Here is a 23,035-nt window from a genome sequence, read left to right on the forward strand (position 1 = left end):
CCTAAAAAATATTGAAGGTGTAGATGCGGTCTACATAAAGACGCACAAACAAGATCAACATAATTGAAGATTTCAATAAACAGACAGAGATCAATTCCTATCTGTTTATTTTTTTTATTTATATTTAATTAATACTTTTAGAATATTCTAAACGGTTAGAATTACATTGTTTAAGTTTAAAAAATAAAAAGCTGTTCATTATGGAAAGCTTTTTTTTAATTTATAATTTTTCCTTAATCTCTTCCGGCTCAAAACCCAAAACCAAATAATCCCCATTTGGGAATTCTATAATGGCCTTTTGATCATGGAGCTTTTTTCTGCTAATACAGCCAAAGCTGATTTTTCTGATTCCAACTTTTCCTTGTCTGCATCATCCAGTTTTCTATAAGTTGTTCCGCGTTTATTAATCAAGGACTCAAAACCCACTTTGTCTGCGAACTTCACCAATAAAGCTGCACTTGGCGCTTGCTTTTTATAATCCACAAATTCGTATTCAATGCCCTCTGATTCCAAAAAATCAAAGGTCTTTTTCATCGTGTTACAATTTTTGATTCCGTATATTCTGAGTTGCATGGCGTTGTTGTTAAAATGTTAAACGTTAAAAGCGTTAATTGGGCAAATGGGTTAAAAGGTTAAATTGGTTAAAAGGTTAACTGGATTAAGAGGTTAATTGGGTTAATAGGTTAATTGGTTATTTGGTTAAACCAGTATAAAACGATAACTGAGTCTTAAATCTTGTGTCTAACCTCTTATGTCTAGTATCTATCACAAACTCAAAATCTCTTTTAAAGAGGCTTCATTGGCTTGTACGATCTGGGAGATGTATTCGTCTGTCAGTGCTGTGGAGAGGAATAAACTTTCGAATTGTGAAGGTGCTAAATACACCCCTCTGTGCAGCATGGCTTGGAAGTATTTTCCAAAAAGCGCTGTATCAGCCTGTTTTGCAGAAGCAAAATCAAAGATCTCTTTATCCGTAAAGAATAAACTATACATGCTACCTAAATGATTGACTGTATAATTGAGACCTAATTTCTCTAAAGAGGTTTTGATTCCACTGACCAATTTATCTCCTATTTGGTTCAACCTTGTGTAAACTTCATCGTGTGTATCTAAATATTGTAGCATCGTAAGACCCGCAGCCATGGCGATTGGATTACCTGACAAAGTTCCAGCCTGATAAACGGGACCAGCTGGGGATACAAACTCCATGATTTCTTTCTTGCCACCGTAGGCCCCAACAGGCATTCCTCCACCGATAATTTTACCTAGTGTCGTCATGTCTGGAGTTACGCCAAAGAGTTCTTGCGCTCCACCTTTTGCCAAGCGGAAGCCTGTCATTACCTCATCGAAGATCAATATGATTCCTTCTTTGTCACAGATTTTTCTCAAACCTTCTAAGTAACCCGGTTTCGGAGTTACCAAACCCATGTTGCCCGGAACAGGCTCTAAAATCAAGGCAGCTATTTCGTTTTTGTTTACTTTTATCAATTCCTCAATCGCTTCCAAATCATTGTATGGAGCAATTAATGTGTCTTTGGCTGTTCCTTTGGTGACCCCTGGTGAATCGGGATTGCCCATGGTCATGGCACCAGAACCTGCAGCGATTAAGAAGGAGTCTCCATGTCCATGGTAGTGTCCTTCCATTTTGATGAACTTATCCTTACCGGTGAATCCTCTTGCCACTCTGATGGCAGACATGGTTGCTTCTGTTCCCGAGTTGACCATTCTGACCTTCTCTACAGAGGGGACCATCTTGGTGATCAATTCGGCAATTTCCACTTCCCTCGCTGTTGGCGCACCGAAAGATGTTCCATTTTCCATCGCTTTGATGACAGCTTCTTTGATCATTGGGTGATTGTGACCAAGTATCATTGGTCCCCAGCTGTTGATCAGCTCGAAGTAACTATTGCCATCTGCGTCAAAGATATGGGCGCCATCTGCTTTTTCTATAAAAATAGGGTTCCCTCCTACTGCTCTAAATGCCCTAACCGGTGAATTCACACCTCCTGGAATATAATTTTGAGCCTTTTCAAATAAGGCTTTACTTTTATTAATCTGCATTGAAATTATTTTATTTCTCTTCTAATACCCCATTTTCCAATTTCAGAATGGGTACAAATTTATTATTTCTGCTATTTCTAAAATCCAAACCGTAGGAAATTCTTCCTTCGCTTCTTCCGATTTCATTCAGGTTTTTTCTGAAATCAAATCCTTTTGAGCTGTTGATTGTGGTCGTCACCCAATTCATCAATTCATACCCCAAGTGTGCGTTGAGGGAGGGATAGATTTGATTTTCTTCAAAAAAGGCTTCACGGAACTCTTCTACCTGAGAACTTGCAAAGCGTATGGTATTGTTGGAAATAAAGTGGAAATTTTGGTTTTGGAGCATTTCAAAATTCGCAAAATTGAAAAACAGCCAAGTGTCCATCACCATTACAGGCGTATTTCCAGATATAGATTCCAAGAGTCCAAAGGTTGGTGAAGCCACATTTGGATCATCACTTAGGATGATGATGATATCTGCTTTTGCGGTCGCATTTCCACTTCGGAGATTCAAGTCAGTAAAAAAGGTTCTGATATTTCTATCTGTAATTTCTTGATTAGCGACAATCTGAAAGCCATATTTTGTAGCATCTGAAACCATTTTCTTTGCAAGCTGCTCGTCCCTAGTCGAATTAGAATAGCCTATAGCAATTCTTTTCCCTTGAATAAATTTCCTAGCATATTCAAATACACCTTCCGAAATCGAAGAAATCGAAGGACGGAATAAATACGCGAATTCATAAGTATCCAGTTTATCATCCACATTAGAAAGCGGATTGATAAAAGGAATTTGATTTTTTTGTGCAAATTTTGCTACGACGTCGGTTTCTTCAGGGTAAAGCGGACCAATGATCAGGTCTACTTGATCAAAAAATGGATCTGCAAAAATGCTGTTGATTTTGGATGGGTTTCTTTCTGTATCAAATGTCTTTACATTCAATTGGACACCTTCTTTTACTGCTCCTTTTATGGCAAAATCGATCCCTTGGTATAAGTCAAAAATAAAATTCCCCGCATTGATATTGCTCACTCCGGTTCCTCCTGCATAATTGAAAGGCAAGACGATTGCCACATCCAACACACCATTATTCTTAACTCTGAGGGTGCGCTCAGGCGTATTGTCTAGGGGATCGAGTTTAACATCTTTGATCTGATTATAAACCGACTTGTCATTTGTTGACATAACTGTTTGACTTTCCAACTGTGTTTTCAGCGCAAATAAAAACCCTCTGTTACTTTCGTACTTTTTGATATTTCCAACCAAATAACTTAATGAGGCTTCTTTGAGATATTTAAATGAAGCGTTTTCTGCTTCGGTTTTGATTGCTGGATCAGTGATTTGCAGTATGGTATTCAATGCTTCTGAGTTGTTCCCTTCTTCAAAGTGGATCAAAGCCATCAAGTAATTTGCATCTTCAATTTTGTTCCAAGACTTCTTTTCCAAGAGTGGTGTCAAGGTAGCTTTTGATAAGGCATATTGACTATTTAGAAACGCTGCTTCTGCGAAGTGATAAGTTGCATAGTTTGCCAATTCACCGTATTGAGTTTCGTCTAAATAGGGGCGCAATAAGTCCATGGCTTCTTTGTAATTACCATAACCGATAAGGGTTTTTGCTCTATTGTAGCTTGCAAGTTGATCCTGAGCGTAAGATTCAACAAAAAATAAAGAGACAAATAAAATCAAAAGAAAGGTGTATTTCATGTGTTTATAATTTAATTTTATGCTTATCCGCTATGACATCAGGATGTAATTTTATCACAAATAATCATGCTGATAATTGTCAACAGGCGCACAGGTATTCACAGTCAAAAGCAGTCCAAATATCGTTCCTGTAATATAGGCTACGAATTTAATCCATTTTACGGTCATAGAAAAGAAAAAAGCCAAAGCAGATGGATGGATGGATTTTTAAAATGGAATAAAGATTATCTGCAATGGCACCAGCATTCAAATTCAGGCATGATCATACAGAAAACAGTCGAAAATCAACAGTCCACAGTAGCTCTCGAAATAAATTGTTTTATATTGGCTACTGGTTAGAGAACTGATAGTTAATTTTAGTATTCAAAAAAATTGAATCCGATTTTCAAAATTAATTAGGATAGACTGCAACAACTCCACCAGGATGAATCAAATATTTGAATAAATCGTTAACTTTAATAACGCAAAAGCAATGATCATGAAGGGAATAAATTATGTGACGGATAATAAGAACAGAAAAGTTGCTGTTCAAATTGATTTAAAAATATATGGAAAACTGTGGGAAGATTTTTATGACAATATGATAGCGGAGCAGAGAAAGGACGAAGAAAAAATACCGCTAAAGGATCTGATCAAGACATTAAAAGAAGAAGGCAAATTGGATGAATCAATATGAGATTATTGTAAGTAAATCTGCTGCAAAAGAGCTCTCAAAATTACCTAAACAGGTCAATAATAAAATTATCAAAGCCATTTTAGCCCTGTCAGGAGATCCTCGACCAAACGGTGCAAAAAAACTTCGTGGAATATCTGAGAACTGGCGAATCCGGATCGGAGATTATCGAGTGATATACGCCGTTGCCGACGAAATACTAGTGGTAGATATCAGAAAAGTAGGACATAGAAAAGATATTTACGAATGATCTTCTCAATTATATCATTTTATGATTATCCGCTATGACATCAGGATGAATATTATTCACAAATAATCATGCTGATAATTGTCAACAGGCGCACAGGTGTCCACCGTCAACAGTCCACAGCAGTCCAAATATCGTTCCTGTAATATTGGCTACGAATTTAATCCATTTTACGGTCATAGAAAAGAAAAAAGCCAAAGCAGATGCTTTGGCTTAAATGTTTACAATTCATTTGGGGAAATTAAATTCTATTCCCACTCGATCGTTGCAGGTGGCTTAGAAGAAATATCGTAAACTACTCTATTTACTCCTTTGACTCTATTGATGATTTCGTTAGACATTTTACCAAGAAATTCATAAGGCAGGTGAATCCAGTCTGCTGTCATTCCATCTACAGAACCTACTGCTCTAAGGGCAACCACTTTTTCATAGGTTCTTTCGTCACCCATAACTCCGACAGATTGGATTGGTAAAAGGATCGCTCCTGCTTGCCAAACTTGGTCATAGAGTCCATGGTCTTTGAGGCCTTGGATAAAGATGTAATCTACTTCTTGGAGTGTCTTTACTTTTTCGGCTGTGATATCTCCTAAAATTCTGATAGCAAGTCCTGGCCCTGGAAAAGGATGCCTTCCTACGATCGTTTCAGGAATTTCCAAAGCTCTTCCTACTTCTCTCACTTCATCTTTGAAGAGTGTATTTAGTGGCTCAACGACAGACAGTTTCATGAAATCAGGAAGGCCGCCCACATTGTGGTGGGATTTGATGGTTGCAGAAGGACCTTTGACAGAAATAGATTCGATCACATCAGGATAAATTGTACCTTGACCCAACCACTTGACTCCATCAATCTTGTTTGCTTCCAGATCAAAAACTTCGATAAAAGCATTTCCTATCGCCTTTCTTTTCAATTCGGGATCAGACACTCCTGCTAAAGCATCATAAAATCGCTGCTTTGCATCTACGCCGATCACGTTTAGTCCCATGTCTTTGTAAGAATGCAGTACTTCCTCGAATTCGTTCTTTCTCAAAAGACCATTATCAACAAACACACAATAGAGGTTGGCTCCAATAGCTCTGTGAATCAAGGTTGCCGCTACAGAAGAATCTACTCCACCTGACAATCCCATGACAACTTTGTCTTGGCCGATCTTGGTTCTCAAGTCTTCAACCGTTGCATCGATAAATACATCAGAGGTCCAATCTTGGGCACATCCACAAATCTGAACTACGAAATTTCTAAGAAGGTTTTTGCCTTCTGAAGAGTGTGTTACCTCTGGGTGAAATTGAATCCCATACGTTTCTTCATTTTGAATTTTGAATGCTGCTACACGGACAGATGAGGTACTTGCGATTACATCAAATCCATCAGGCAATTCCTTGATAGTATCTCCATGTGACATCCAAACAGTTGATCCATGACTCATTTCTTTGAGTAGATCGAAGTGGGTGTCGATATGATTTAAATTGGCCCTTCCGTATTCTCTAATTTCAGAAGGAAGCACTTCACCTCCATATTTGTGCGCAAGGAGTTGGGAACCATAGCAAACACCCAAAAGTGGGAGTTTACCTCTAAAAATATCTAAATCTAAATCCGGTGATCCTTCGTCTCTTACTGAGCAAGGACTTCCCGAAAGGATTACCCCTTTGATGTCTGAGGTGATTTCAGGAATATTATTATAAGGATGAATTTCGCAATATACATTGAGTTCTCTAACTCTTCGGGCGATGAGTTGCGTGTACTGAGAACCAAAATCAAGGATCAAAATCTGTTCTGCCATGCGCAAAGGTAATCAGCCCATGACAATTGGTAAAATTAAATGCTAAAATTTTCGGAAGAATATTTGGCTGCTCAAATCAATCTTCGTTGAAACTTGCATTATCTCCTTCAAAAAGCGTTTCCAAAGCCACAGCCTCCACACCCAACTCATCTTCCAAGTATCTTTCAAAAACAGCTGTGCTTCCATGTGTGAGATAAACTTTCTCTGCCTCTGTTGCTTGAATTGCCTGAATTAATCCTGGCCAATCTGCATGATCTGATAAGACAAATCCCGTATCCACAGCTCTTCTCCTTCTTGCCCCACGGATGGTCATCCAACCTGAACAAACACCTGTGCGGTATGGAGAAAACTTTTTCATCCACGGTGTTCCCATGGCAGAAGGCGGTGCCATAATCAAGCATCCTTTGAATCTACTTTTTGGAATCTCTTGTGTGACTTTGGGAATATCTCTCACTTTCACCCCATTTGCGATTAAGGCTTGATTGACATTCCATATGGCTCCATGGGCGAAAACTTCTCCAATGGACAGGTCTAAATTATTGATAACCCGTTGAGCTTTGCCTAAGGAATATGCAAAAAGCACCGAATTCCTACCCTGATCGGCGTTTGCTTTCCACCATGCATTGATTTTTTCAATGATCACCGCTTGCGGCTCCCAAGTGTAAACTGGCATGCCAAAGGTACATTCAGATACAAATTCATGGCATTTGACCGGTTCAAATGCCGCTGCAAGTCCATCATCTTCCACTTTATAATCTCCTGAGACTACTACAATTTTCCCTTTGTACTCTAGCCTCACCTGTGCTGAACCGGGAATGTGTCCTGCTGGATGGAGCGAAATCTGCACACCATTGATATGAATTGGTTCCCTGTATTCCAGCGTCTCTAAATTGATATCCTGTCCCAACCTCAGCCGCATTACTTGTTCCGAATGATGGTGTGCTAAATAATGCTTCATCCCCCATCGGGAGTGGTCCGCATGGGCATGGGTTATGACTGCCTTATCGACAGGCTTCCAAGGATCAATAAATACATCAGCCTGGGGACAATAGAGTCCTGAAGCAGTCAATTCCAGCAGTGCCATATTCAAAGAACGTCACCGGTTAGTCAATGTTTACACCGTAGAAATAAAAAGTTTCAAAGTCCTTTTCAACTTCATCGGCTTTTTCTCCTTCTTTCAATTTACTGTATAAGACATTTCTACAACTTGTAAGCTTAATATCTTTTTCACCTTCCCAGATTTTCTTATCTCCATCGAAAACCTGATAATAAGTCTTTTTGTATTTTTTTTCTAAGGCTAAAAATTCCGGCTGTCCTACCACGTTTCTTGGCAAAGCATCGACTTCTTCTTTAGGAGCTCCTCCTTTATACCAAGTGAGTAAATATCCATTAGAAAAATTGAAACCTTCAAATGTAGAGTACTTTAATCTATTGAAGAATTTCCCAAAATTTTCATTTGGGTCACTGGGTAAATTTTGCATGTAATTTTCTCCTGGATTTAAGGCAATAGTTCTTTTTAGCTCCATTGAAGGAAAGTTATATACATATATCTCTGGAGAAGACGTAAAGTTGATATAGAGTTCCTTGTTATGATAAACTGCAAGAGGGTTTTCAAAATTATAACTACCCGGATTAAGGACCATTTGACTTTCCCTCGGTAATTTTTCTTTAGCTATAACCGAAAAGTCATCAAGTTTATAGGATGTCAGTAGTGGATAATCAACATAAAAACTCTCTGAAAACTCTTCCCGTGGGTCTTCAGTATGAAAAGCATGTGAAAACATCATATCCCCAATAGGGAGATTAACAGTGGACCCCATAATTCTGTTGGTAACTGGGCTAAAAGGAGTTTGCCGTTTATCTTTCAATGCAAATTCGCCATCGTAAATAAATTGCATACCGAACGTTTCTATCAAAATATCTCCACTCTCAAGGTATTGAACTGTCATAAAATAATCCGATTGATAGTTGTCTTTCCCATCACCGGTTCGATTGATTTGTTGTAATATATTTCCAGCTGGGTCCACTCTCAAAAAATCATTTGTAAAGACGTCATACAAAAGGTATTCTGACCGATCTTCTTTCAGATCAATCAAATAGAGTTCGCCAAGATGATCAATCTGTAAACTGTCAATAATTGCAAGTTCTATATCATTGACAACGGTGTTTTCTTCTTTGGAGTCTTGACATGAAATAAGATTGATTAACAAAACTGCTGAAACCGCAAAAACAAATAGCTTTTTCATAGAAATAAAATTAGTGGACTTAAATCAAACTAATAAAAGTTTATAATCAAAAAATACGCTATCAAAATAAGCTTAAAAGTGATGAAAAGGGGGAATCTAGAGATCAAAAATATATCTTATGAATGATAATAAAATATAAATGAAACACTAAAAGGAATCGAGTTAAATCAACACCTCCAAATCCTTCCCAGGTTTAGGATAACTCAATTTAGCCAATCTCTTTCCTACATAATATTCATCTAAACCCGATACCGTCACAGTTCCCAAGGCTTCCAAATCCAAGGAACCATCTGCTCTAAGCCCCTCGGCATCCACATGAACTTCTTCGATGGAAGCGATGATAAAAACCGTTCCATTTACCTGTAAGGTTTGTTTTTCGACCAGCTTACAAGCCAACTGAACTCGGCTACCTTCTACAAAAGGAGCAAAAAAATCATTTTTATAGGATTCTTTTAACCCTGTTGCTTCAAACTCAGATACTTTATAACTCGCTGCAGTCTGATGTGCTTGTTGATAAAAAGATTCATGCACGTGATTGAGTGTGAAATATTCGGTTTCAAGGATATTTTCAAGTGTATGTCTTTCTACAGTATGTGGGCGAAACAAGATTCCAACCAATGGAGGACTTGCTCCGATGTGAAATACTTGAGAAAAAGGTGCTAAGTTGGTTTGTCCTGCATGACTTTTCGACCCGATAAGGTTCAAGCTTTTGTAGCCCGCAAGCGCATTGACAAAATCCCTTCTAAAGGCTGAATCAGCTTCTAGCAGGGATTGTTTAGTGAAAGCTTTCATCATATAGCAATCGCTTCTTCTATGGAATCACAATATCTGATATCCAGTTTCTCGATGATATTGTCAGGATTATTTTTGAGGATTTGTTCTTTGGCAATCATAACCATTTTCTCAAACCATTTTTCAGCTGGAAGAATTTTTCTATGCTGTGAGACTCCATATTCCAGCATTTCATTTTTCCAATGTAGGAAATACCATTCCATACTCGGCTGGTGAAAAGCTCTCAAAGCTCTTTTGTCAAATATAAACTTGGAATAGCCACCTTGCTTGATAATTTCAGAAATTCTTAAAAAGATACTTTTAAAATTGTCAATGGGCACATAATCAGAAAGCAATTCACAGATAACTATTCCTTTTTCCGGGCTTGCATATACTTTGGCGTCCCTTTCCTCAAATATCAGTTCAAAATTATTTGTTTCAATAAGATTTACTGTTGCGTTCATTGTAATGAAGGTTAGATTGGATGGTTAGTGAAACGACTTTTTTTTCATCGTAGGTGTATTGGCTACTTCGACCTTAAAGGTATCTAAGTTCTCCTCTAAACGAATTGCGTACTCCAAGGTTGTTTTCATCAACTCTTGTTGTGCAGATATCTGCTCTTTCAACCTATCCAATTCAAGATTCATTTCAGATAGTTTTGCCTCATATTCCTTTTGAAGTCTCTCTTTCTCAAGTCTTGCCTTCTTCAGTTCTTCCTTGAAAATCAAAAAAGATTCCGGTGGAGTTTTCATAATCATTGTACTTGTTACTCAGGGAACATACCCTGAGTTATTACTTTTTTAATACTTGTTTTGTTTAAACAAAACTTACTTAAATTCCTTTTACGGAAGACATTCCTCCATCAAGGTGCAAAATCTGACCCGTCATCCAAGATGCGTCATCTGAAAGTAAATAAACTGTCGCCGCAGCAATGTCTTGAGGTTGACCATATCTTCCTAATGGATGCCTTTTGTTTGAAGCTTCCTTTTTATCATCATTCCCCAAAAGTTGATTTGCTAGTGGAGTATCGGTCAAAGATGGTGCTACACAATTTACTCTTATTTTGTTTGGAGCCCACTCAGCCGCCAAAGATCTGGTAAGTCCTTCTACTGCCCCTTTTGCGCTAGCGATAGAAGAATGGAAACCTAAACCAACACCTACTGCTACTGTACTGTACAATACTACAGATGCAGTATCAGACTTTTTCATGCCTTTGAGACAAGCTTGCAGAACCTTCACTGCTCCCAGTAAATTGATTTCAAAGTCATTTTTGAAATCTTCTATTGAAAATCTATGAAAAGGTTTCAAGTTGATCGTCCCTGGACAATATACCAATCCATCAATAATTTCTGGTAAACCCTGTATGTCCTTAAAGTCCGTAGTAACGTCTAGGTGAGAATCTCCTGATAAGGATTTTGAATAAGAATAGACAATAGCTCCTTGTTTTTCCAGCTTTGAAATAACTTCAGCACCTATCCCAGAATTACCTCCTATGACTACAATGTTTTTATTTTTCATTCCAACTGTCTTTATATAATTAATCAATTTTGAGGCAAAATGTTTTGTTAAAAATGATATAAAAAAAGACCAAAACTTACGTTTTGGCCAGTTTTGTTGGTTTAGTTTTATGATCTATTTATAAAGAAATGTATTTCATAAATTCATTTCTAGTATGCTCTTCTTTTTCAAATTTACCGCTGTAGAAAGAAGTAACTGTGGAACTATTCACGTCTTTTATACCTCTTGAAGAAACACACATGTGATGTGCATCGATGACAACTGCCACATCATCTGTGCCCAAAATTTCTTTCAATTCATTACCAATCTGCATAGTCAATCTTTCTTGAACCTGAGGTCTTTTGGCAAAATACTGAACTATTCTATTGATTTTAGAAAGTCCGATTACTGTACCATTAGAAATATAAGCGACATGCGCTTTCCCATAGATAGGCACGAAATGATGTTCGCAGTTGGAAAAGAAAGTGATATCCTTCTCCACCAACATCTCATTGTATTTGTATTTATTCTCAAATAATTTAGCGTCAGGCTTGTTTTTCGGGTCAAGTCCACTAAAAATCTCTTGGATATACATTTTAGCAACTCTCCTAGGAGTTCCTTTCAAGCTGTCATCTGTCAGGTCGAGTCCTAAAACATGCATGATTTCTCTGAAGTGCTTTTCGATCAACTCAATTTTAAGCTCATCATCCATTTCAAAGGCATCTTCACGAAGGGGAGTTTCAAAGGATGTGCCTACATGTTCATCACCAATCTCATCAATATCCCTGCTGATATTAATTCCCATCGTATTCAACAAAGTTTCTTTCTGTTTCATATAGTCGAATAGTTAATTCGTATTTGTTATCAATTTCTTTTCTTAAAATATTCCAAATAACCACTGCAATGTTTTCCGCAGTTGGGTTAAGGTCTTTAAATTCATCTGTGTCTAGGTTTAAATTTTTATGATCAAATTTATTTAAAACATTTATCTTGATAATGTCACTGAGTACTTTCATATCAAAAACATAGCCTGTTTCTGGATCAACGGGACCAACAAGTTTAACAGTTAAGTCATAATTATGACCATGATAGTTTTTATTGTTGCATTTTCCAAAGACTTTTTCATTCTTCTCCTCAGACAATGAAGGATTATGTAACCTATGTGCACAGTTGAAGTGCTCTTTTCTGTATACTGCTATTTTCATTGATTAGTAAACTTGTGCTTTTTAATTTTTGTTTAATATTTAATATAATTCTTTAAACAAAAATTTTAAAACGTTGAAAAACAGATGAATAAATTCATTTTGTATTTATCTGGAATGTTTTTGTAAAGATAACTGCTGTTTTCAATTACGACATCAAACATTCATTTGGTAAGAAACAGTTCCAAACTGCTTTTTAGGCCTAATTAATTGATGAAATAATTCTTCAAAGATGGAAAAATGGTTAATTATTTTTTTTATCTTATAAATTCAACCTGTTAAACAATAATTTATCCAATATACTGATTATGAATTTAATGGAACTTTCTTAATTTGAATTGCATTACTCTGAGGTATGAAAAAAATCACCCTTTCTATCATATTTATCTTTTCGGCTGTTTATACCAACTTAATTTCTGCTGATGATGTATTTGATACCAAAAAACTTGAAGAAAATATTTTATTAGATGTTGACTATATCAAAAGTAATCCTTTGAATAAAGGATATGATTTACCTTCAGTCAATATTCTAAATTTCGCCCTTTCGGGATATCAAAAAGTACGAAAAGAAAGAGGTATTTCTGAAAGTAAACCTTTAGCAGTTATAGATTTTTCTCTTCCATCTACTCAAAAGAGGCTTTGGATCATTGAAATGAATTCCGGAGAGATTATTCATCATGGATTTGTATCTCATGGAAGAAACTCTGGGGATTTGATGGCCAAAAATTTCTCCAACACAAACTCATCATACATGAGTAGTCTTGGTTTTTACCTCACAGGAGAAACGTACCAAGGAAAACATGGATACTCCTTGCGCTTAGATGGATTGGAAGCTGGATTCAATGATAAAGCGAGAGAAAGAGCAATTGTGATTCATGGAGCCGCATATGCAGAAGAAGAATTCATTCAGCAAACGGGGCGACTTGGCAGAAGTCTAGGATGTCCTGCACTTCCTCAAGAAGAAACGGCAATGGTTATTGATCTGATTAAAGAACAATCTGTGCTTTTTATTTACGGAAATGATCCCAATTATCTAACAAAATCGAATATCCTAAATTCTTGATTTTTCTTTGGGGGCTTCACTGAGGACTTTTAATACTTCAGAATCTCTATCGTAAATATCTTTACGGAAAAATTGATGCCCGGTAGAATCTGCCCAATAAGTCAGGTAGAAAATTACAACTGGGATTTTTCTATCCAAGTTGACAACTTTTTCCCTTTTTAGGCCCATTGATTCCTTGATTTTATCGCTGGTCCATTGCTTATCACTAGCCAAAAGTAACTCTGCTAATTCTTGGGGCTTTTCAATTCGAATACATCCATGGCTTAAGGCTCTATCTTCCCTTGCAAACAAGCTTCTACTCGGTGTATCGTGAATGTAAACACTATACTTATTTGGAAACATAAATTTTACCAATCCCAAAGAATTTTGCTCACCGGGTTCTTGTCTGATCATGTAAGGGAAATTCCTTGGATTAATTTTTTGCCAATCAATAGTAGAAGGGTTAACAATGGCTCCAGAATTGGTGATGACATTCATATTTTTGCTTGCCAAATAATTAGGATTCTTTCTTATGGAAGGGATAATTTCATTCCTTGTAATAGAATTTGGTACGGTCCAAGTAGGGCTGAATACCAAGTAAGACATTTCTGCGCTAAACTGTGGTGTGGAATGATAGCTTTTGCCAACGATCACTTTTGAGGTTAAAACAGTATCTCTCTTGGAAATAAAATCGAGCTGAAAATTGGCAGTATTTACCAAAATCAATTCTTGCTCTTTGAGAGCAGCAGGAAGCCATCTCAATCTTTCTAAATTCACCTTTGCGGTAGCAACAAGGTCTTCAGGAGATTGATTGAGCGCATGAATCGTTTCTTGTCCGATCACCCCATCTGCCACAAGTCCATGCCTTCTTTGTAAAGTCTTGATTCCTTCTACCATTAGGCTATCGTAAACTTTCTCTTCCTTAGGAAAATACTGATCTACAAAATTCCAAAACTGCAACCGAGATCTGATTTCTTCAATTTGATTATGAGCCTCTCCTACTTTTATAGATTTATCTATTTTTAGCCTTTTCCACTTCCCAATATATTTCTCTTCAAATCTTTCTTGATGCTCGTACATCAACCTCAACCCATCTCTCATTCTTTTATAGATAGAAAATGATGGATAAAGTTCTTCAAAACTTTTTCTAATATTCCCGTTTACAATGGCTTCAACAAGCCTTTTATCAATCAACAACTCAGGTGCTGATCTTTGAATATTCCATTCAGCTTTAAGGTTTTCGGGATTAACTTTACCCAAATAAAGATGAGAGGAAATAAGGATATAAGCATCGGTTAATAACACATCCAAAGCTGCAAAATCTGAGAGTGAGAAATCTCCATTTGCATTTTTTGAATTTTCATATTTTTCAAAAAGCGCATTGATGGCATTCAGGTGATAATCTGTTGGGTTGAGACCGTCAAATTTAATTTGCTGAATTTCATAGCGCATTTCATAAGCTATCTCAGGAAGTACTATGCCATTGGACCAAGTAGGACTAAAAAATCTGTCACTATAAAATCTTTTGATGACGACAGAACTGAATAATTCTTGATCATAAACTTGACCGCCATTTTCAGGACTATCCATTTCTATTAGATTCCTGATAAAGCCTGAAATCAGCACTTGAGGGTTTTGAGAAAAGGATTTATGGGGTAAAAAAACGACTATAAATAGCACAAAGGATGAAATATACAGCTTCTTCATATCTTTAAAAGTCCAAAAAAAAAGGGAGTTCAACAAGTTGAATTCCCTTTTTTAAATGATTTGATATTATTTCACTTGAAAATCCTGATATTTTCTTCCAAGTTCCCAAGACTCTTTCAGCATCTCAAGAAAACCTTCCATTTTGTGTAAAGGAATTAAATTTGGTCCATCACTCAGTGCCTTTTCAGGTTCAGGATGTGTTTCAATAAAAAACCCATCAATTCCAGTTGCTGCGGCTGCTCTTGCCAAAAAAGGAGCAAATTCCCGCTGACCTCCACTTGTGCCACCTTGACCACCTGGCTGTTGCACACTATGTGTGATATCAAAAACCACGGGGGCAAATTGGCGCATGATTGGAAGCCCTCGCATATCGACTACAAGGTTGTGATATCCAAGGGAAAATCCTCTTTCTGTCAAACAAACATTTTCATTCCCAGTAGATCGCACTTTGGTCACCGCGTACTGCATATCTTCCGGTGCCATAAACTGACCTCTTTTGATTTTTACCGCTTTGCCTGTATTTCCCGCAGCCAACAACAAATCTGTTTGACGACATAGAAATGCTGGAATCTGAAGTACATCAACAACTTCTGCTACCTCAGCTGCTTGATAACTTTCATGAATATCAGTTACTAAAGGAACATTCAGCTGCTTTCCAACCCTTTGTAAAACTTCCAGGGATTTATCCATGCCGATACTTCTGAATGATCCAGAGGAAGTCCTATTTGCTTTGTCAAAAGATGCTTTGAAAACATAAGAAAAACCAAATTTTTCCGACAGCTCTTTTACTTTTGAACCAATTTCTATGCAAATATCAAAACTTTCAACGGCACATGGGCCTGCAAAAAGTACGGGCTTATCTGCTCCCAAAATCACATTTTCGGTGATTTTCATTACCTGTGTATTTCTATTCATGAGTTTGATTTACTAGTTTCTCAATAATTCCATCTAATAACCCTTTTGCTATCAGTACAATATCGCCAACTTCTCTAAACACCCCTTGTCCACCATTCAGAGATGATACCAAGTCGACTTTATCCTGAATATAAGGCAAAGCATCGGCTGGACAAACTGACAACCCTACTTGCGTCAAGATGGGCAAATCGATCAAATCATCCCCTAAATAAGCTACCTCTGACAGCTGTATTTCCAAAGTTTCCAACACCTCTTTCAATTTCTTTCCTTTGTCTTTTACTCCGTGATAATGAAAATCAAAATTCAATTCTTCACATCGATCTTCTACCACTTTTGACTTCCGACCTGTGATGGCTCCGACCATGACTCCGTTTTTCCGTAAGTGACTGACTATTAAACCGTCTTTTACATTAAACCGCTTATACTCAAGTTGATTATCGTCATAGATGATACCTCCATCAGTAAGAACTCCATCAACATCTGTGATTATCAATCGAATTGCACTTGCTTTATTTTTTATTTCCTCAGTCAAACCTGAGAGATAATTTTGCATAATTTATTTCTTTTTCTTCCAATGAATTGAATAAAGGTCCAATCTTCTTTGATCTAAGTTTCTTACACTTCCAGCTTTCCTTTGTTTGGTGAGAAGATCCAAATCCACATCTGCAACGATGGTAGTTTCCGCATTTTCAGAAGCTTGAGCCACTGTGGCATCATGAGGAAAAGAAAAGTCAGATGGAGAATAAATTGCAGCTTGAGAATACTGAATATCCATATTTTCCACACGCGGAAGATTACCTACAGATCCTGTGATGGCAACATAACACTCATTTTCCACAGCACGTGCTTTTGCACAAGTATTGACACGCAAGAAGGCATTTTTGGTATCAGTCCAGTAAGGCACAAATAAAATATCCATTTCTTGCTCTGCAAGAATTCTTCCCAATTCAGGAAATTCCACGTCGTAACAAATCAAAATTCCTATTTTTCCTGCATCGGTATCAAATACTTTAATTCCATTTCCACCCTGTAAACCCCAATATGATTGTTCGTCGGGTGTAATATGCAATTTATACTGCTTATCTACAGTACCATCTCTTCTACAGAGATAACTTACGTTCCGAAGCTTTTTGCCATCATATTCCGGCATACTTCCAGCAATAATGTTCACATTGTATGAAAGTGCCAAGTCTCTCATTCTAGTGACAATTTCATCTGTATAGTCCGCCAAGTTTCTAATTGCCTCTGAAGCATCCATATCGTTGAAAGCTGCTAGAAGTGGCGCGTTGAAAAACTCAGGCAGAAGGCAGAAATCAGATTTATATCCTGAAACAGTATCAACAAAAAACTCTACTTGCTGCATCAAATCATCGACATCATTGAAGCGACGCATTTTCCATTGCACCAAACCAAGTCGGACTATGGATTTTTTGTTACCAATCAGCTTTTCGTCTTTTTCGTAATAGATATTGATCCATTCTAAAAGTGTTGCATAAGCTCTGGAGTCGGTATCTTCTGGAAGGTATTTGGTGATTACTTTTCTTACGTGAAATTCATTCGCCAGCTGAAAAGACAACACAGGATCAAAAATCTCCTTGCTTTTTACCAAGTCAATATATTTCCTTGGTGTCATCTGATCATAATATTTTGAGTAACCTGGGATTCGACCACCTGCAATGATAGAACGCAAGTTAAGATTTTCACAAAGTTCTTTCCTTGCATCATAAAGTCTTCTTCCCAAACGCATCCCGCGATACTCTTTGTCTACAAATACATCTGTGCCATAAAGGGTGTCCCCATCAGCATCATGAGTATCAAACTTGCCATATCCTGTGATTTGATCATAAGTATGGTTATCTCCAAATTTGGTATAGTCAACAATTAAACTGAGTGCAGCAGCGACAACTTTGCCATTATCTTCAATGCAAATTTGACCTTCAGGAAAAACTTTAAGCTGGTTTTTTAGCTCTTGTCTAGTCCATGCCCCCCCTGGCTCTTTATAAATACTGACCATGATCTCTCTAATATCATCATAATCAGACAATTTGATATTTCTTAATTTTAAGCGGTGTTCTAACTCTTCTTTTTGCTTAGTCATGATACAAAATTAATTAAATTTCAGGCAAATATTTTAAAAGAGAATCATTCTAAATCCAAAACAGTATATTCTTTCGAATATCAAACAAACTTTTAGCCATATTGATTAATATGATAATTTAATTAAATTTAAAAGATAAGAAGAAATCAAAATTGATAATGGAAGAAAAATTAACAGATTTAAAAGAAACAACCTTTGATGATTTTTTGGAATACATGAATAAAATCCTAGATCTGAGACTTTTCAACATTGGAGAATCAAGTATTACAGTCAGCATTATTTTAACACTTTTGGTTTCTATTACCTTACTTTTAATTGTATCAGAAATAGTAAGAAGATTTTTAGTAAGTCGAGTTTTGGTGCGTTATGCAATTACTCCGGGAACCCGACAGTCCGCAGCAACTATTGTCAAATACTTTATCATTTTCGCCGGTATGTTTTCCATTCTTCAAACAAGTGGAATTGATCTGAGTGCTTTTGGTATTTTAGCAGGGGCTTTAGGTGTAGGTATTGGATTTGGACTTCAAAATATCACCAATAATTTTATAAGTGGGCTGATAATCCTATTCGAGCAGCCTATCAAAGTGGGGGGCCGAATAGAAGTTGGAGATATCTCTGGAGATGTAATTGTGATTTCAGCACGATCAACAACTATTGTCACGAATGATAATATTTCGGTCATTGTACCCAACTCTCAATTTATTGACAGTCAAGTCATCAACTGATCACATAATGATAGAAATATCAGGTTTAACTTCCCTGTCGGAGTATCTTATAAAGAAAATCCAGAAAAAATCAGGGCTATTTTGTTAGATGTAGCCGATAGAAATGAAGGGGTTTTGAAAAGTCCAAAACCTGATGTTCTATTTGATGAATTTGCAGATAGTAGTCTCAACTTTACCTTAAGAGTTTGGTCATCCGATTACATTAACAAGCCTAAAGTTTTAAAGAGCGAATTGTATTATGATATTTTCAAAAAATTTTCAGAAGAAGGAGTGGAAATCCCATTCCCTCAGAGAGATATTCATGTGATCACTGGCGGAGAAAAATTGAAAAGCTAAAGAATATTGCTTTATTTACATGTTAAAATCATTTAAGTACAAAAATTTAAATTAAGGAATTTTTCAAATGTTAAAAATGCTCAGAAATATCATTTTCTTTTTGATACTCTTCATGGTATCTGAGCAGGCTTTTGGGCAAAGTTTGTATAGGTATAGATTTGAAGAGCCTTGGTCAATCTCAGTCTCCACCGGTCCTACGCAATATTTTGGTGAGCTCTATTCACTTTGGAAATATAATGAAGGTATTCAACCTGACTGGAATGCTAATATAGCAGTAAGAAGAACACTTGGAACAAGAATTCGTGCAAGAGCAGAGTTTTCATACTATCAAATTTCTGGTCAAGATCCACCTTCAGATCCAAGAGCATTTAGATATCCTAGGAATCTTCATTTCAGAGCAAGGAATATGGAAGCTTCGATGATTGGGGAGTTTCATTGGAAGCCTGTAAAGGTTTATAATATTACGCGAAGCTATTTTAATTTATTCTTATTTGCTGGTGTAGGTGTATCTTCAAACGATCCAAAAGCTGAATTAAATGGCATCTGGGTGGATCTAAGACCGCTTCAAATTGAAAACAATCCCTACAACAAATATATCATTGTCTTCCCAACAGGGATCGGAGCCAAGTACAAATTGAGCGTTTATGCAGATTTAACCTTAGAGTTGAATTACAGATGGACCTTAACCGATTATATGGATGACATCAGCGCATACAATATCAGTGAGTTTTATCAAGATTTGGTTGCAGATTATCAAAGTGGAAACAATCAAGATCGATTAAGATTAGCAGTTAGAAACCCACAATTTTTAAGAGAAGATAATGGAGAGCCAGATATTCAAAAAATATTAAATAATAGAGGTAGAATTCGTCGTGGTTCGGGACTTACAGAAAGATTTGATGGTTATATGGGCTTGAACTTAGGAATAGAAATTTATCTTTCACCTGACATTTGGGACAACTGGATTTTCAGAAACAGACTTTACGAAAAACGTTTCAGATTCTGGTAAAATTTAGCCAAATCTATTTTTTCAACTTCATATACAATTTAGCTTTAAACAAAATACTCCTTGAAGTATTGATGATCCTACCCTCTTTTCCCGCATATTTTTCTATTTTTGCAAGCAATTCACAAAAATCAAAGCGCAAATTCAAAAATGGCTGATTATAACTCGCAGGAAATAGAGAAAAAGTGGCAGACATATTGGGAAAAGAACCAGATTTTCAATGCCAAAGTTGATGCAAGCAAACCTAAATTCTATTCTTTGGATATGTTTCCTTATCCCTCAGGTGCGGGGTTGCATGTGGGACATCCATTAGGTTACATTGCTTCTGATATCATTACTCGATACAAAAGACTTCAAGGCTTCAATGTGCTTCATCCGATGGGTTATGATTCTTTTGGTCTTCCAGCGGAACAATATGCCATTCAAACTGGTCAGCATCCAGCAGTGACAACTGAGCAAAATATCAAAAGATATACTGAGCAATTGAAAAATATCGGTTTTGCTTTTGATTGGGATAAGGAAGTGAGAACTTCGGATCCTGCTTATTATCGTTGGACCCAATGGATCTTTATGCAGCTTTTCAAGAGCTATTATGATAAGGATGAAGACAAAGCCAAAAGTATAGATTCTTTGATCAGTAGGTTTGAGAATAAGGGAAATGCAGGAGTGAATGCCGTTTGTGATGAAGACACGAGTGAATTTTCAGCATCAGACTGGAATAATTTCAATCAAGAAAAACAACAAGAAATCCTTTTAAAATATAGATTGACTTTTTTGGCAGAAACCACTGTAAACTGGTGCGCTGCCTTGGGGACTGTGCTCTCCAATGACGAAGTGAAAGATGGCTTTTCTGAAAGAGGAGGACATCCTGTTGAACGAAAAAAGATGATGCAGTGGTCGATGCGAATCACTGCTTATGCAGACAGATTACTAAAAGGCTTGGACACCGTTGAATGGACAGAACCAATTAAAGAAATGCAACGCAACTGGATTGGAAAATCCAAGGGTGCGGAGATGGTTTTCCAAGTCAAAGGGCATGACAAGCAAATCAAGGTTTTTACCACAAGAATAGATACCATCTATGGTGTCACCTATTTGGCATTGGCTCCTGAACATGATTATGTAGAAGACTTGATCACAGAAGATCAAAGAACTACAGCAGAAGCTTATGTAGAAGTAGCCAAAAACCGCTCAGAAAGAGATAGGATGACAGATGTCAAGACCATTTCGGGAGCATTTACAGGTTCTTATGCTATCAATCCATTCAATGGAGAAGAAATTCAGATATGGATCGCTGATTATGTCTTAGCAGGATATGGGACAGGTGCTGTGATGGCTGTTCCAGCACATGACGAGAGAGATTATAATTTTGCCAAGCACTTTGGACTTGAAATCCGTCAGGTGATTGAAGGAAGCATGGAAGAAGGGTCTTTTCCTGGAAAAGGTGGAACCATCATCAATTCTGACTTTTTATCTGGATTAGAAATGCAGGCAGCAATGGACAAAGCCATTGAATTCGTAGAAGAAAGAAAAATCGGGAAAGGTAAAATTCAATTCAGAATGCGTGATGCGATTTTCACGCGTCAGCGCTATTGGGGCGAACCACTTCCAGTCTATTTCAAAGATGGACTTCCTTATTTGATTGAAGAAAAGGATTTGCCATTGGTGCTTCCTGAGGTAGATAAATATCTTCCAACCGAAGATGGTGAACCTCCTTTGGCTAGAGCAAAAAACTGGAATTACAAAACAGCTGAAGGTGAATTTCCATTGGAAAGAAGCACCATGCCAGGCTGGGCAGGCTCGAGTTGGTATTTCTTCCGCTACATGGATCCAAAAAATGAAACTCAATTCGTGGATCAAGAAATCGCCAAATATTGGGGTGCTGTTGATTTATATATCGGTGGAGCTGAACATGCTACCGGACATCTTCTTTATTCAAGATTTTGGACGAAGTTCTTATTTGATATCGGCGTAGTCAATATCGAAGAGCCATTCCAAAAAATGATTAACCAAGGTATGATTCAAGGAAGGTCAAATTTTGTGTACAGAATCAAAGGAAGCAACAAATTTATCAGCTTGGGATTGAAGGATGATTATGAAACTTCTGCTATGCATGTGGATGTGAATATTGTCCACAATGATCAATTGAACTTAGATAAATTCAAAACTTGGAGACCGGATTTAGCAGATGCGGAATTTATTCTTGAGGACGGAAAATATATATGTGGTGCGGAAGTTGAGAAAATGTCCAAATCGAAATATAATGTCGTCAATCCAGACGATATTATAGAACGATATGGCGCGGATACTTTGAGACTTTATGAAATGTTCTTGGGTCCATTGGAGCAATTCAAACCTTGGAACACCAATGGAATAGACGGTGTATCGAAATTCTTAAAGAAGCTTTGGAAACTTTACCATGACAGTAATGGTGAAGTGTCTATTTCCAATGAAGCTCCAAGCCAGGAAGAGTTGAAAACATTGCACAAAACAATCAAAAAGACTGAAGAAGATTTAGAGAATTATTCTTTCAATACTTCAGTAGCTTCTTTTATGATCTGTGTGAATGAACTGACTGCACTCAAATGCAATAAGAAAGCTATTTTGGAGCCACTTGCAATTTTGGTTTCTCCTTATGCACCCCATATCGCAGAAGAGCTGTGGGCAATCTTGGGCAATGAAAAATCTATCATTTATGCGAGTTTCCCAGAATTCAAGGAAGAGTTTTTGATAGAAAACAGCCATGAATATCCAGTTTCCATCAATGGGAAAATGAGGACAAAACTTTCACTTTCTTTGAGTTTGACGAAAGAAGAGATAGAAAAAGCAGCTTTGGAAGACGAAATCGTACAGAAATGGCTGGAAGGCAATGCTCCTAAAAAGATGATTGTTGTGCCTGGAAAGATTGTCAATATTGTTATTTAAAAACACTTTGCCCTGAATAAATTACATAGTGCTTTTCTCAGGGCAAAGTGTTTTTATTTTTAAATTTCCTTAGCAAGGAGATTTATTTCCACATGCTTCTGCTTTTGTCCAAAACCCAATCA

The 23,035-nt window shown here is 37.0% G+C and carries 22 protein-coding genes and 1 pseudogene; 7 read left to right on the forward strand and 16 right to left on the reverse strand.

Annotated features, from left to right (window positions below):
- Positions 1-285: 285 nt before the first annotated feature.
- The 3 genes from BELBA_RS00905 to BELBA_RS00915 form a co-directional block, all read right to left on the reverse strand.
- Complete coding sequence (locus BELBA_RS00905; protein ID WP_342626389.1) at positions 286-534, reverse strand: ArsC/Spx/MgsR family protein; 249 nt, start codon at positions 532-534, stop codon at positions 286-288.
- Between the two features lie 231 nt (positions 535-765).
- A complete protein-coding gene (gene hemL, locus BELBA_RS00910; RefSeq protein WP_014770870.1) occupies positions 766-2,061 on the reverse strand; it encodes a glutamate-1-semialdehyde 2,1-aminomutase in 1,296 nt (431 codons plus the stop codon).
- Positions 2,062-2,071: 10 nt separating this feature from the next.
- Complete coding sequence (locus tag BELBA_RS00915) at positions 2,072-3,745, reverse strand: ABC transporter substrate-binding protein (protein ID WP_014770871.1); 1,674 nt, start codon at positions 3,743-3,745, stop codon at positions 2,072-2,074.
- Between the two features lie 66 nt (positions 3,746-3,811).
- Between BELBA_RS00915 and BELBA_RS00920 the strand changes: the two genes are divergently transcribed.
- The 3 genes from BELBA_RS00920 (at position 3,812) to BELBA_RS00930 (ending at position 4,668) form a co-directional block, all read left to right on the forward strand.
- Complete coding sequence (locus tag BELBA_RS00920) at positions 3,812-4,084, forward strand: hypothetical protein (protein ID WP_041779169.1); 273 nt, start codon at positions 3,812-3,814, stop codon at positions 4,082-4,084.
- Positions 4,085-4,223: 139 nt separating this feature from the next.
- Positions 4,224-4,421 (forward strand): hypothetical protein, encoded by a 198-nt coding sequence (locus BELBA_RS00925; RefSeq protein ID WP_041779456.1) that lies wholly within the window; start codon positions 4,224-4,226, stop codon positions 4,419-4,421.
- Positions 4,408-4,668 (forward strand): type II toxin-antitoxin system RelE family toxin, encoded by a 261-nt coding sequence (locus BELBA_RS00930; RefSeq protein WP_014770873.1) that lies wholly within the window; start codon positions 4,408-4,410, stop codon positions 4,666-4,668. The genes BELBA_RS00925 and BELBA_RS00930 overlap by 14 nt, the downstream gene beginning before the upstream one ends.
- Positions 4,669-4,913: 245 nt before the next feature.
- Here the strand turns inward: BELBA_RS00930 and guaA are convergent, their stop codons facing one another.
- The 9 genes from guaA to BELBA_RS00975 all read right to left on the reverse strand — a co-directional run bounded on the left by guaA (position 4,914) and on the right by BELBA_RS00975 (position 12,162).
- Positions 4,914-6,443, reverse strand: coding sequence for a glutamine-hydrolyzing GMP synthase (gene guaA / locus BELBA_RS00935; RefSeq protein ID WP_014770874.1), 1,530 nt, complete (start codon positions 6,441-6,443; stop codon positions 4,914-4,916).
- 76 nt (positions 6,444-6,519) lie between these two features.
- Positions 6,520-7,527 carry a ligase-associated DNA damage response exonuclease gene (locus tag BELBA_RS00940; protein ID WP_014770875.1) on the reverse strand — a complete coding sequence of 336 codons (1,008 nt, stop codon included), beginning with the start codon at positions 7,525-7,527 and terminating at the stop codon, positions 6,520-6,522.
- A 19-nt stretch (positions 7,528-7,546) separates the two neighbouring features.
- Complete coding sequence (locus BELBA_RS00945) at positions 7,547-8,689, reverse strand: hypothetical protein (RefSeq protein ID WP_014770876.1); 1,143 nt, start codon at positions 8,687-8,689, stop codon at positions 7,547-7,549.
- A gap of 162 nt (positions 8,690-8,851) precedes the next feature.
- Entirely contained in the window at positions 8,852-9,484 is a 633-nt protein-coding gene (locus BELBA_RS00950; protein WP_014770877.1) for a flavin reductase family protein, read from the reverse strand.
- The gene (locus tag BELBA_RS00955; RefSeq protein WP_014770878.1) at positions 9,481-9,924 is read right to left on the reverse strand and encodes a hypothetical protein; all 444 of its coding nucleotides are present in this window, start codon (positions 9,922-9,924) and stop codon (positions 9,481-9,483) included. Before BELBA_RS00955 ends, BELBA_RS00950 begins: the two co-directional genes overlap by 4 nt.
- A 24-nt stretch (positions 9,925-9,948) precedes the next feature.
- A complete protein-coding gene (locus BELBA_RS00960) occupies positions 9,949-10,212 on the reverse strand; it encodes a hypothetical protein (protein WP_014770879.1) in 264 nt (87 codons plus the stop codon).
- A gap of 79 nt (positions 10,213-10,291) precedes the next feature.
- Entirely contained in the window at positions 10,292-10,978 is a 687-nt protein-coding gene (locus BELBA_RS00965; RefSeq protein WP_014770880.1) for an SDR family NAD(P)-dependent oxidoreductase, read from the reverse strand.
- Between the two features lie 118 nt (positions 10,979-11,096).
- Positions 11,097-11,792 carry a GTP cyclohydrolase I FolE gene (folE, locus tag BELBA_RS00970; protein WP_014770881.1) on the reverse strand — a complete coding sequence of 232 codons (696 nt, stop codon included), beginning with the start codon at positions 11,790-11,792 and terminating at the stop codon, positions 11,097-11,099.
- A complete protein-coding gene (locus BELBA_RS00975) occupies positions 11,752-12,162 on the reverse strand; it encodes a 6-pyruvoyl trahydropterin synthase family protein (protein WP_014770882.1) in 411 nt (136 codons plus the stop codon). The genes folE and BELBA_RS00975 overlap by 41 nt, the downstream gene beginning before the upstream one ends.
- Before the next feature lie 352 nt (positions 12,163-12,514).
- Here BELBA_RS00975 and BELBA_RS00980 point away from each other — a divergent pair, with 352 nt between their 5' ends.
- Entirely contained in the window at positions 12,515-13,222 is a 708-nt protein-coding gene (locus BELBA_RS00980; protein WP_014770883.1) for a murein L,D-transpeptidase catalytic domain family protein, read from the forward strand.
- Here BELBA_RS00980 and BELBA_RS00985 read toward each other — a convergent pair.
- The 4 genes from BELBA_RS00985 to BELBA_RS01000 all read right to left on the reverse strand — a co-directional run bounded on the left by BELBA_RS00985 (position 13,211) and on the right by BELBA_RS01000 (position 17,921).
- The gene (locus BELBA_RS00985; RefSeq protein WP_041779170.1) at positions 13,211-14,908 is read right to left on the reverse strand and encodes a L,D-transpeptidase family protein; all 1,698 of its coding nucleotides are present in this window, start codon (positions 14,906-14,908) and stop codon (positions 13,211-13,213) included. The two genes, BELBA_RS00980 and BELBA_RS00985, sit on opposite strands and share 12 nt — an antisense overlap.
- A 66-nt stretch (positions 14,909-14,974) precedes the next feature.
- A complete protein-coding gene (gene kdsA, locus BELBA_RS00990) occupies positions 14,975-15,823 on the reverse strand; it encodes a 3-deoxy-8-phosphooctulonate synthase (protein WP_014770885.1) in 849 nt (282 codons plus the stop codon).
- A complete protein-coding gene (locus BELBA_RS00995) occupies positions 15,816-16,376 on the reverse strand; it encodes a KdsC family phosphatase (RefSeq protein WP_014770886.1) in 561 nt (186 codons plus the stop codon). Before BELBA_RS00995 ends, kdsA begins: the two co-directional genes overlap by 8 nt.
- A 3-nt stretch (positions 16,377-16,379) precedes the next feature.
- On the reverse strand, positions 16,380-17,921 hold the full coding sequence (locus tag BELBA_RS01000; protein WP_014770887.1) for a bifunctional GNAT family N-acetyltransferase/carbon-nitrogen hydrolase family protein: 1,542 nt from the start codon (positions 17,919-17,921) through the stop codon (positions 16,380-16,382).
- 158 nt (positions 17,922-18,079) lie between these two features.
- Between BELBA_RS01000 and BELBA_RS01005 the strand changes: the two are divergent.
- The 3 genes and pseudogenes from BELBA_RS01005 to leuS all read left to right on the forward strand — a co-directional run bounded on the left by BELBA_RS01005 (position 18,080) and on the right by leuS (position 22,913).
- Positions 18,080-18,982: pseudogene (locus tag BELBA_RS01005) on the forward strand (mechanosensitive ion channel family protein).
- 76 nt (positions 18,983-19,058) lie between these two features.
- Positions 19,059-19,991, forward strand: a complete 933-nt coding sequence (locus BELBA_RS01010) for a hypothetical protein (protein WP_157466039.1) — start codon at positions 19,059-19,061, stop codon at positions 19,989-19,991.
- Positions 19,992-20,138: 147 nt separating this feature from the next.
- A complete protein-coding gene (gene leuS, locus BELBA_RS01015) occupies positions 20,139-22,913 on the forward strand; it encodes a leucine--tRNA ligase (RefSeq protein ID WP_014770889.1) in 2,775 nt (924 codons plus the stop codon).
- The last annotated feature ends 122 nt before the right edge of the window (positions 22,914-23,035 follow it).

The sequence above is a fragment of the Belliella baltica DSM 15883 genome (genome assembly GCF_000265405.1).
Lineage (GTDB): Bacteria > Bacteroidota > Bacteroidia > Cytophagales > Cyclobacteriaceae > Belliella > Belliella baltica.

What these genes read in the sequence shown, in the direction of transcription:
- BELBA_RS00965 (WP_014770880.1), bottom strand. Translation starts at nt 10,978, where the DNA reads ATGAAAAATAAAAACATTGTAGTCATAGGAGGTAATTCTGGGATAGGT.
- BELBA_RS01000 (WP_014770887.1), bottom strand. Translation starts at nt 17,921, where the DNA reads ATGACTAAGCAAAAAGAAGAGTTAGAACACCGCTTAAAATTAAGAAAT.
- BELBA_RS00960 (WP_014770879.1), bottom strand. Translation starts at nt 10,212, where the DNA reads ATGAAAACTCCACCGGAATCTTTTTTGATTTTCAAGGAAGAACTGAAG.
- BELBA_RS00980 (WP_014770883.1), top strand. Translation starts at nt 12,515, where the DNA reads ATGAAAAAAATCACCCTTTCTATCATATTTATCTTTTCGGCTGTTTAT.
- BELBA_RS01010 (WP_157466039.1), top strand. Translation starts at nt 19,059, where the DNA reads ATGCTCAGAAATATCATTTTCTTTTTGATACTCTTCATGGTATCTGAG.
- BELBA_RS00995 (WP_014770886.1), bottom strand. Translation starts at nt 16,376, where the DNA reads ATGCAAAATTATCTCTCAGGTTTGACTGAGGAAATAAAAAATAAAGCA.
- BELBA_RS00975 (WP_014770882.1), bottom strand. Translation starts at nt 12,162, where the DNA reads ATGAAAATAGCAGTATACAGAAAAGAGCACTTCAACTGTGCACATAGG.
- BELBA_RS00955 (WP_014770878.1), bottom strand. Translation starts at nt 9,924, where the DNA reads ATGAACGCAACAGTAAATCTTATTGAAACAAATAATTTTGAACTGATA.
- BELBA_RS00925 (WP_041779456.1), top strand. Translation starts at nt 4,224, where the DNA reads ATGAAGGGAATAAATTATGTGACGGATAATAAGAACAGAAAAGTTGCT.
- folE (WP_014770881.1), bottom strand. Translation starts at nt 11,792, where the DNA reads ATGAAACAGAAAGAAACTTTGTTGAATACGATGGGAATTAATATCAGC.
- BELBA_RS00950 (WP_014770877.1), bottom strand. Translation starts at nt 9,484, where the DNA reads ATGATGAAAGCTTTCACTAAACAATCCCTGCTAGAAGCTGATTCAGCC.
- BELBA_RS00930 (WP_014770873.1), top strand. Translation starts at nt 4,408, where the DNA reads ATGAATCAATATGAGATTATTGTAAGTAAATCTGCTGCAAAAGAGCTC.
- BELBA_RS00905 (WP_342626389.1), bottom strand. Translation starts at nt 534, where the DNA reads ATGAAAAAGACCTTTGATTTTTTGGAATCAGAGGGCATTGAATACGAA.
- BELBA_RS00945 (WP_014770876.1), bottom strand. Translation starts at nt 8,689, where the DNA reads ATGAAAAAGCTATTTGTTTTTGCGGTTTCAGCAGTTTTGTTAATCAAT.
- BELBA_RS00985 (WP_041779170.1), bottom strand. Translation starts at nt 14,908, where the DNA reads ATGAAGAAGCTGTATATTTCATCCTTTGTGCTATTTATAGTCGTTTTT.
- BELBA_RS00915 (WP_014770871.1), bottom strand. Translation starts at nt 3,745, where the DNA reads ATGAAATACACCTTTCTTTTGATTTTATTTGTCTCTTTATTTTTTGTT.
- kdsA (WP_014770885.1), bottom strand. Translation starts at nt 15,823, where the DNA reads ATGAATAGAAATACACAGGTAATGAAAATCACCGAAAATGTGATTTTG.
- BELBA_RS00940 (WP_014770875.1), bottom strand. Translation starts at nt 7,527, where the DNA reads ATGGCACTGCTGGAATTGACTGCTTCAGGACTCTATTGTCCCCAGGCT.
- guaA (WP_014770874.1), bottom strand. Translation starts at nt 6,443, where the DNA reads ATGGCAGAACAGATTTTGATCCTTGATTTTGGTTCTCAGTACACGCAA.
- BELBA_RS00920 (WP_041779169.1), top strand. Translation starts at nt 3,812, where the DNA reads ATGCTGATAATTGTCAACAGGCGCACAGGTATTCACAGTCAAAAGCAG.
- leuS (WP_014770889.1), top strand. Translation starts at nt 20,139, where the DNA reads ATGGCTGATTATAACTCGCAGGAAATAGAGAAAAAGTGGCAGACATAT.
- hemL (WP_014770870.1), bottom strand. Translation starts at nt 2,061, where the DNA reads ATGCAGATTAATAAAAGTAAAGCCTTATTTGAAAAGGCTCAAAATTAT.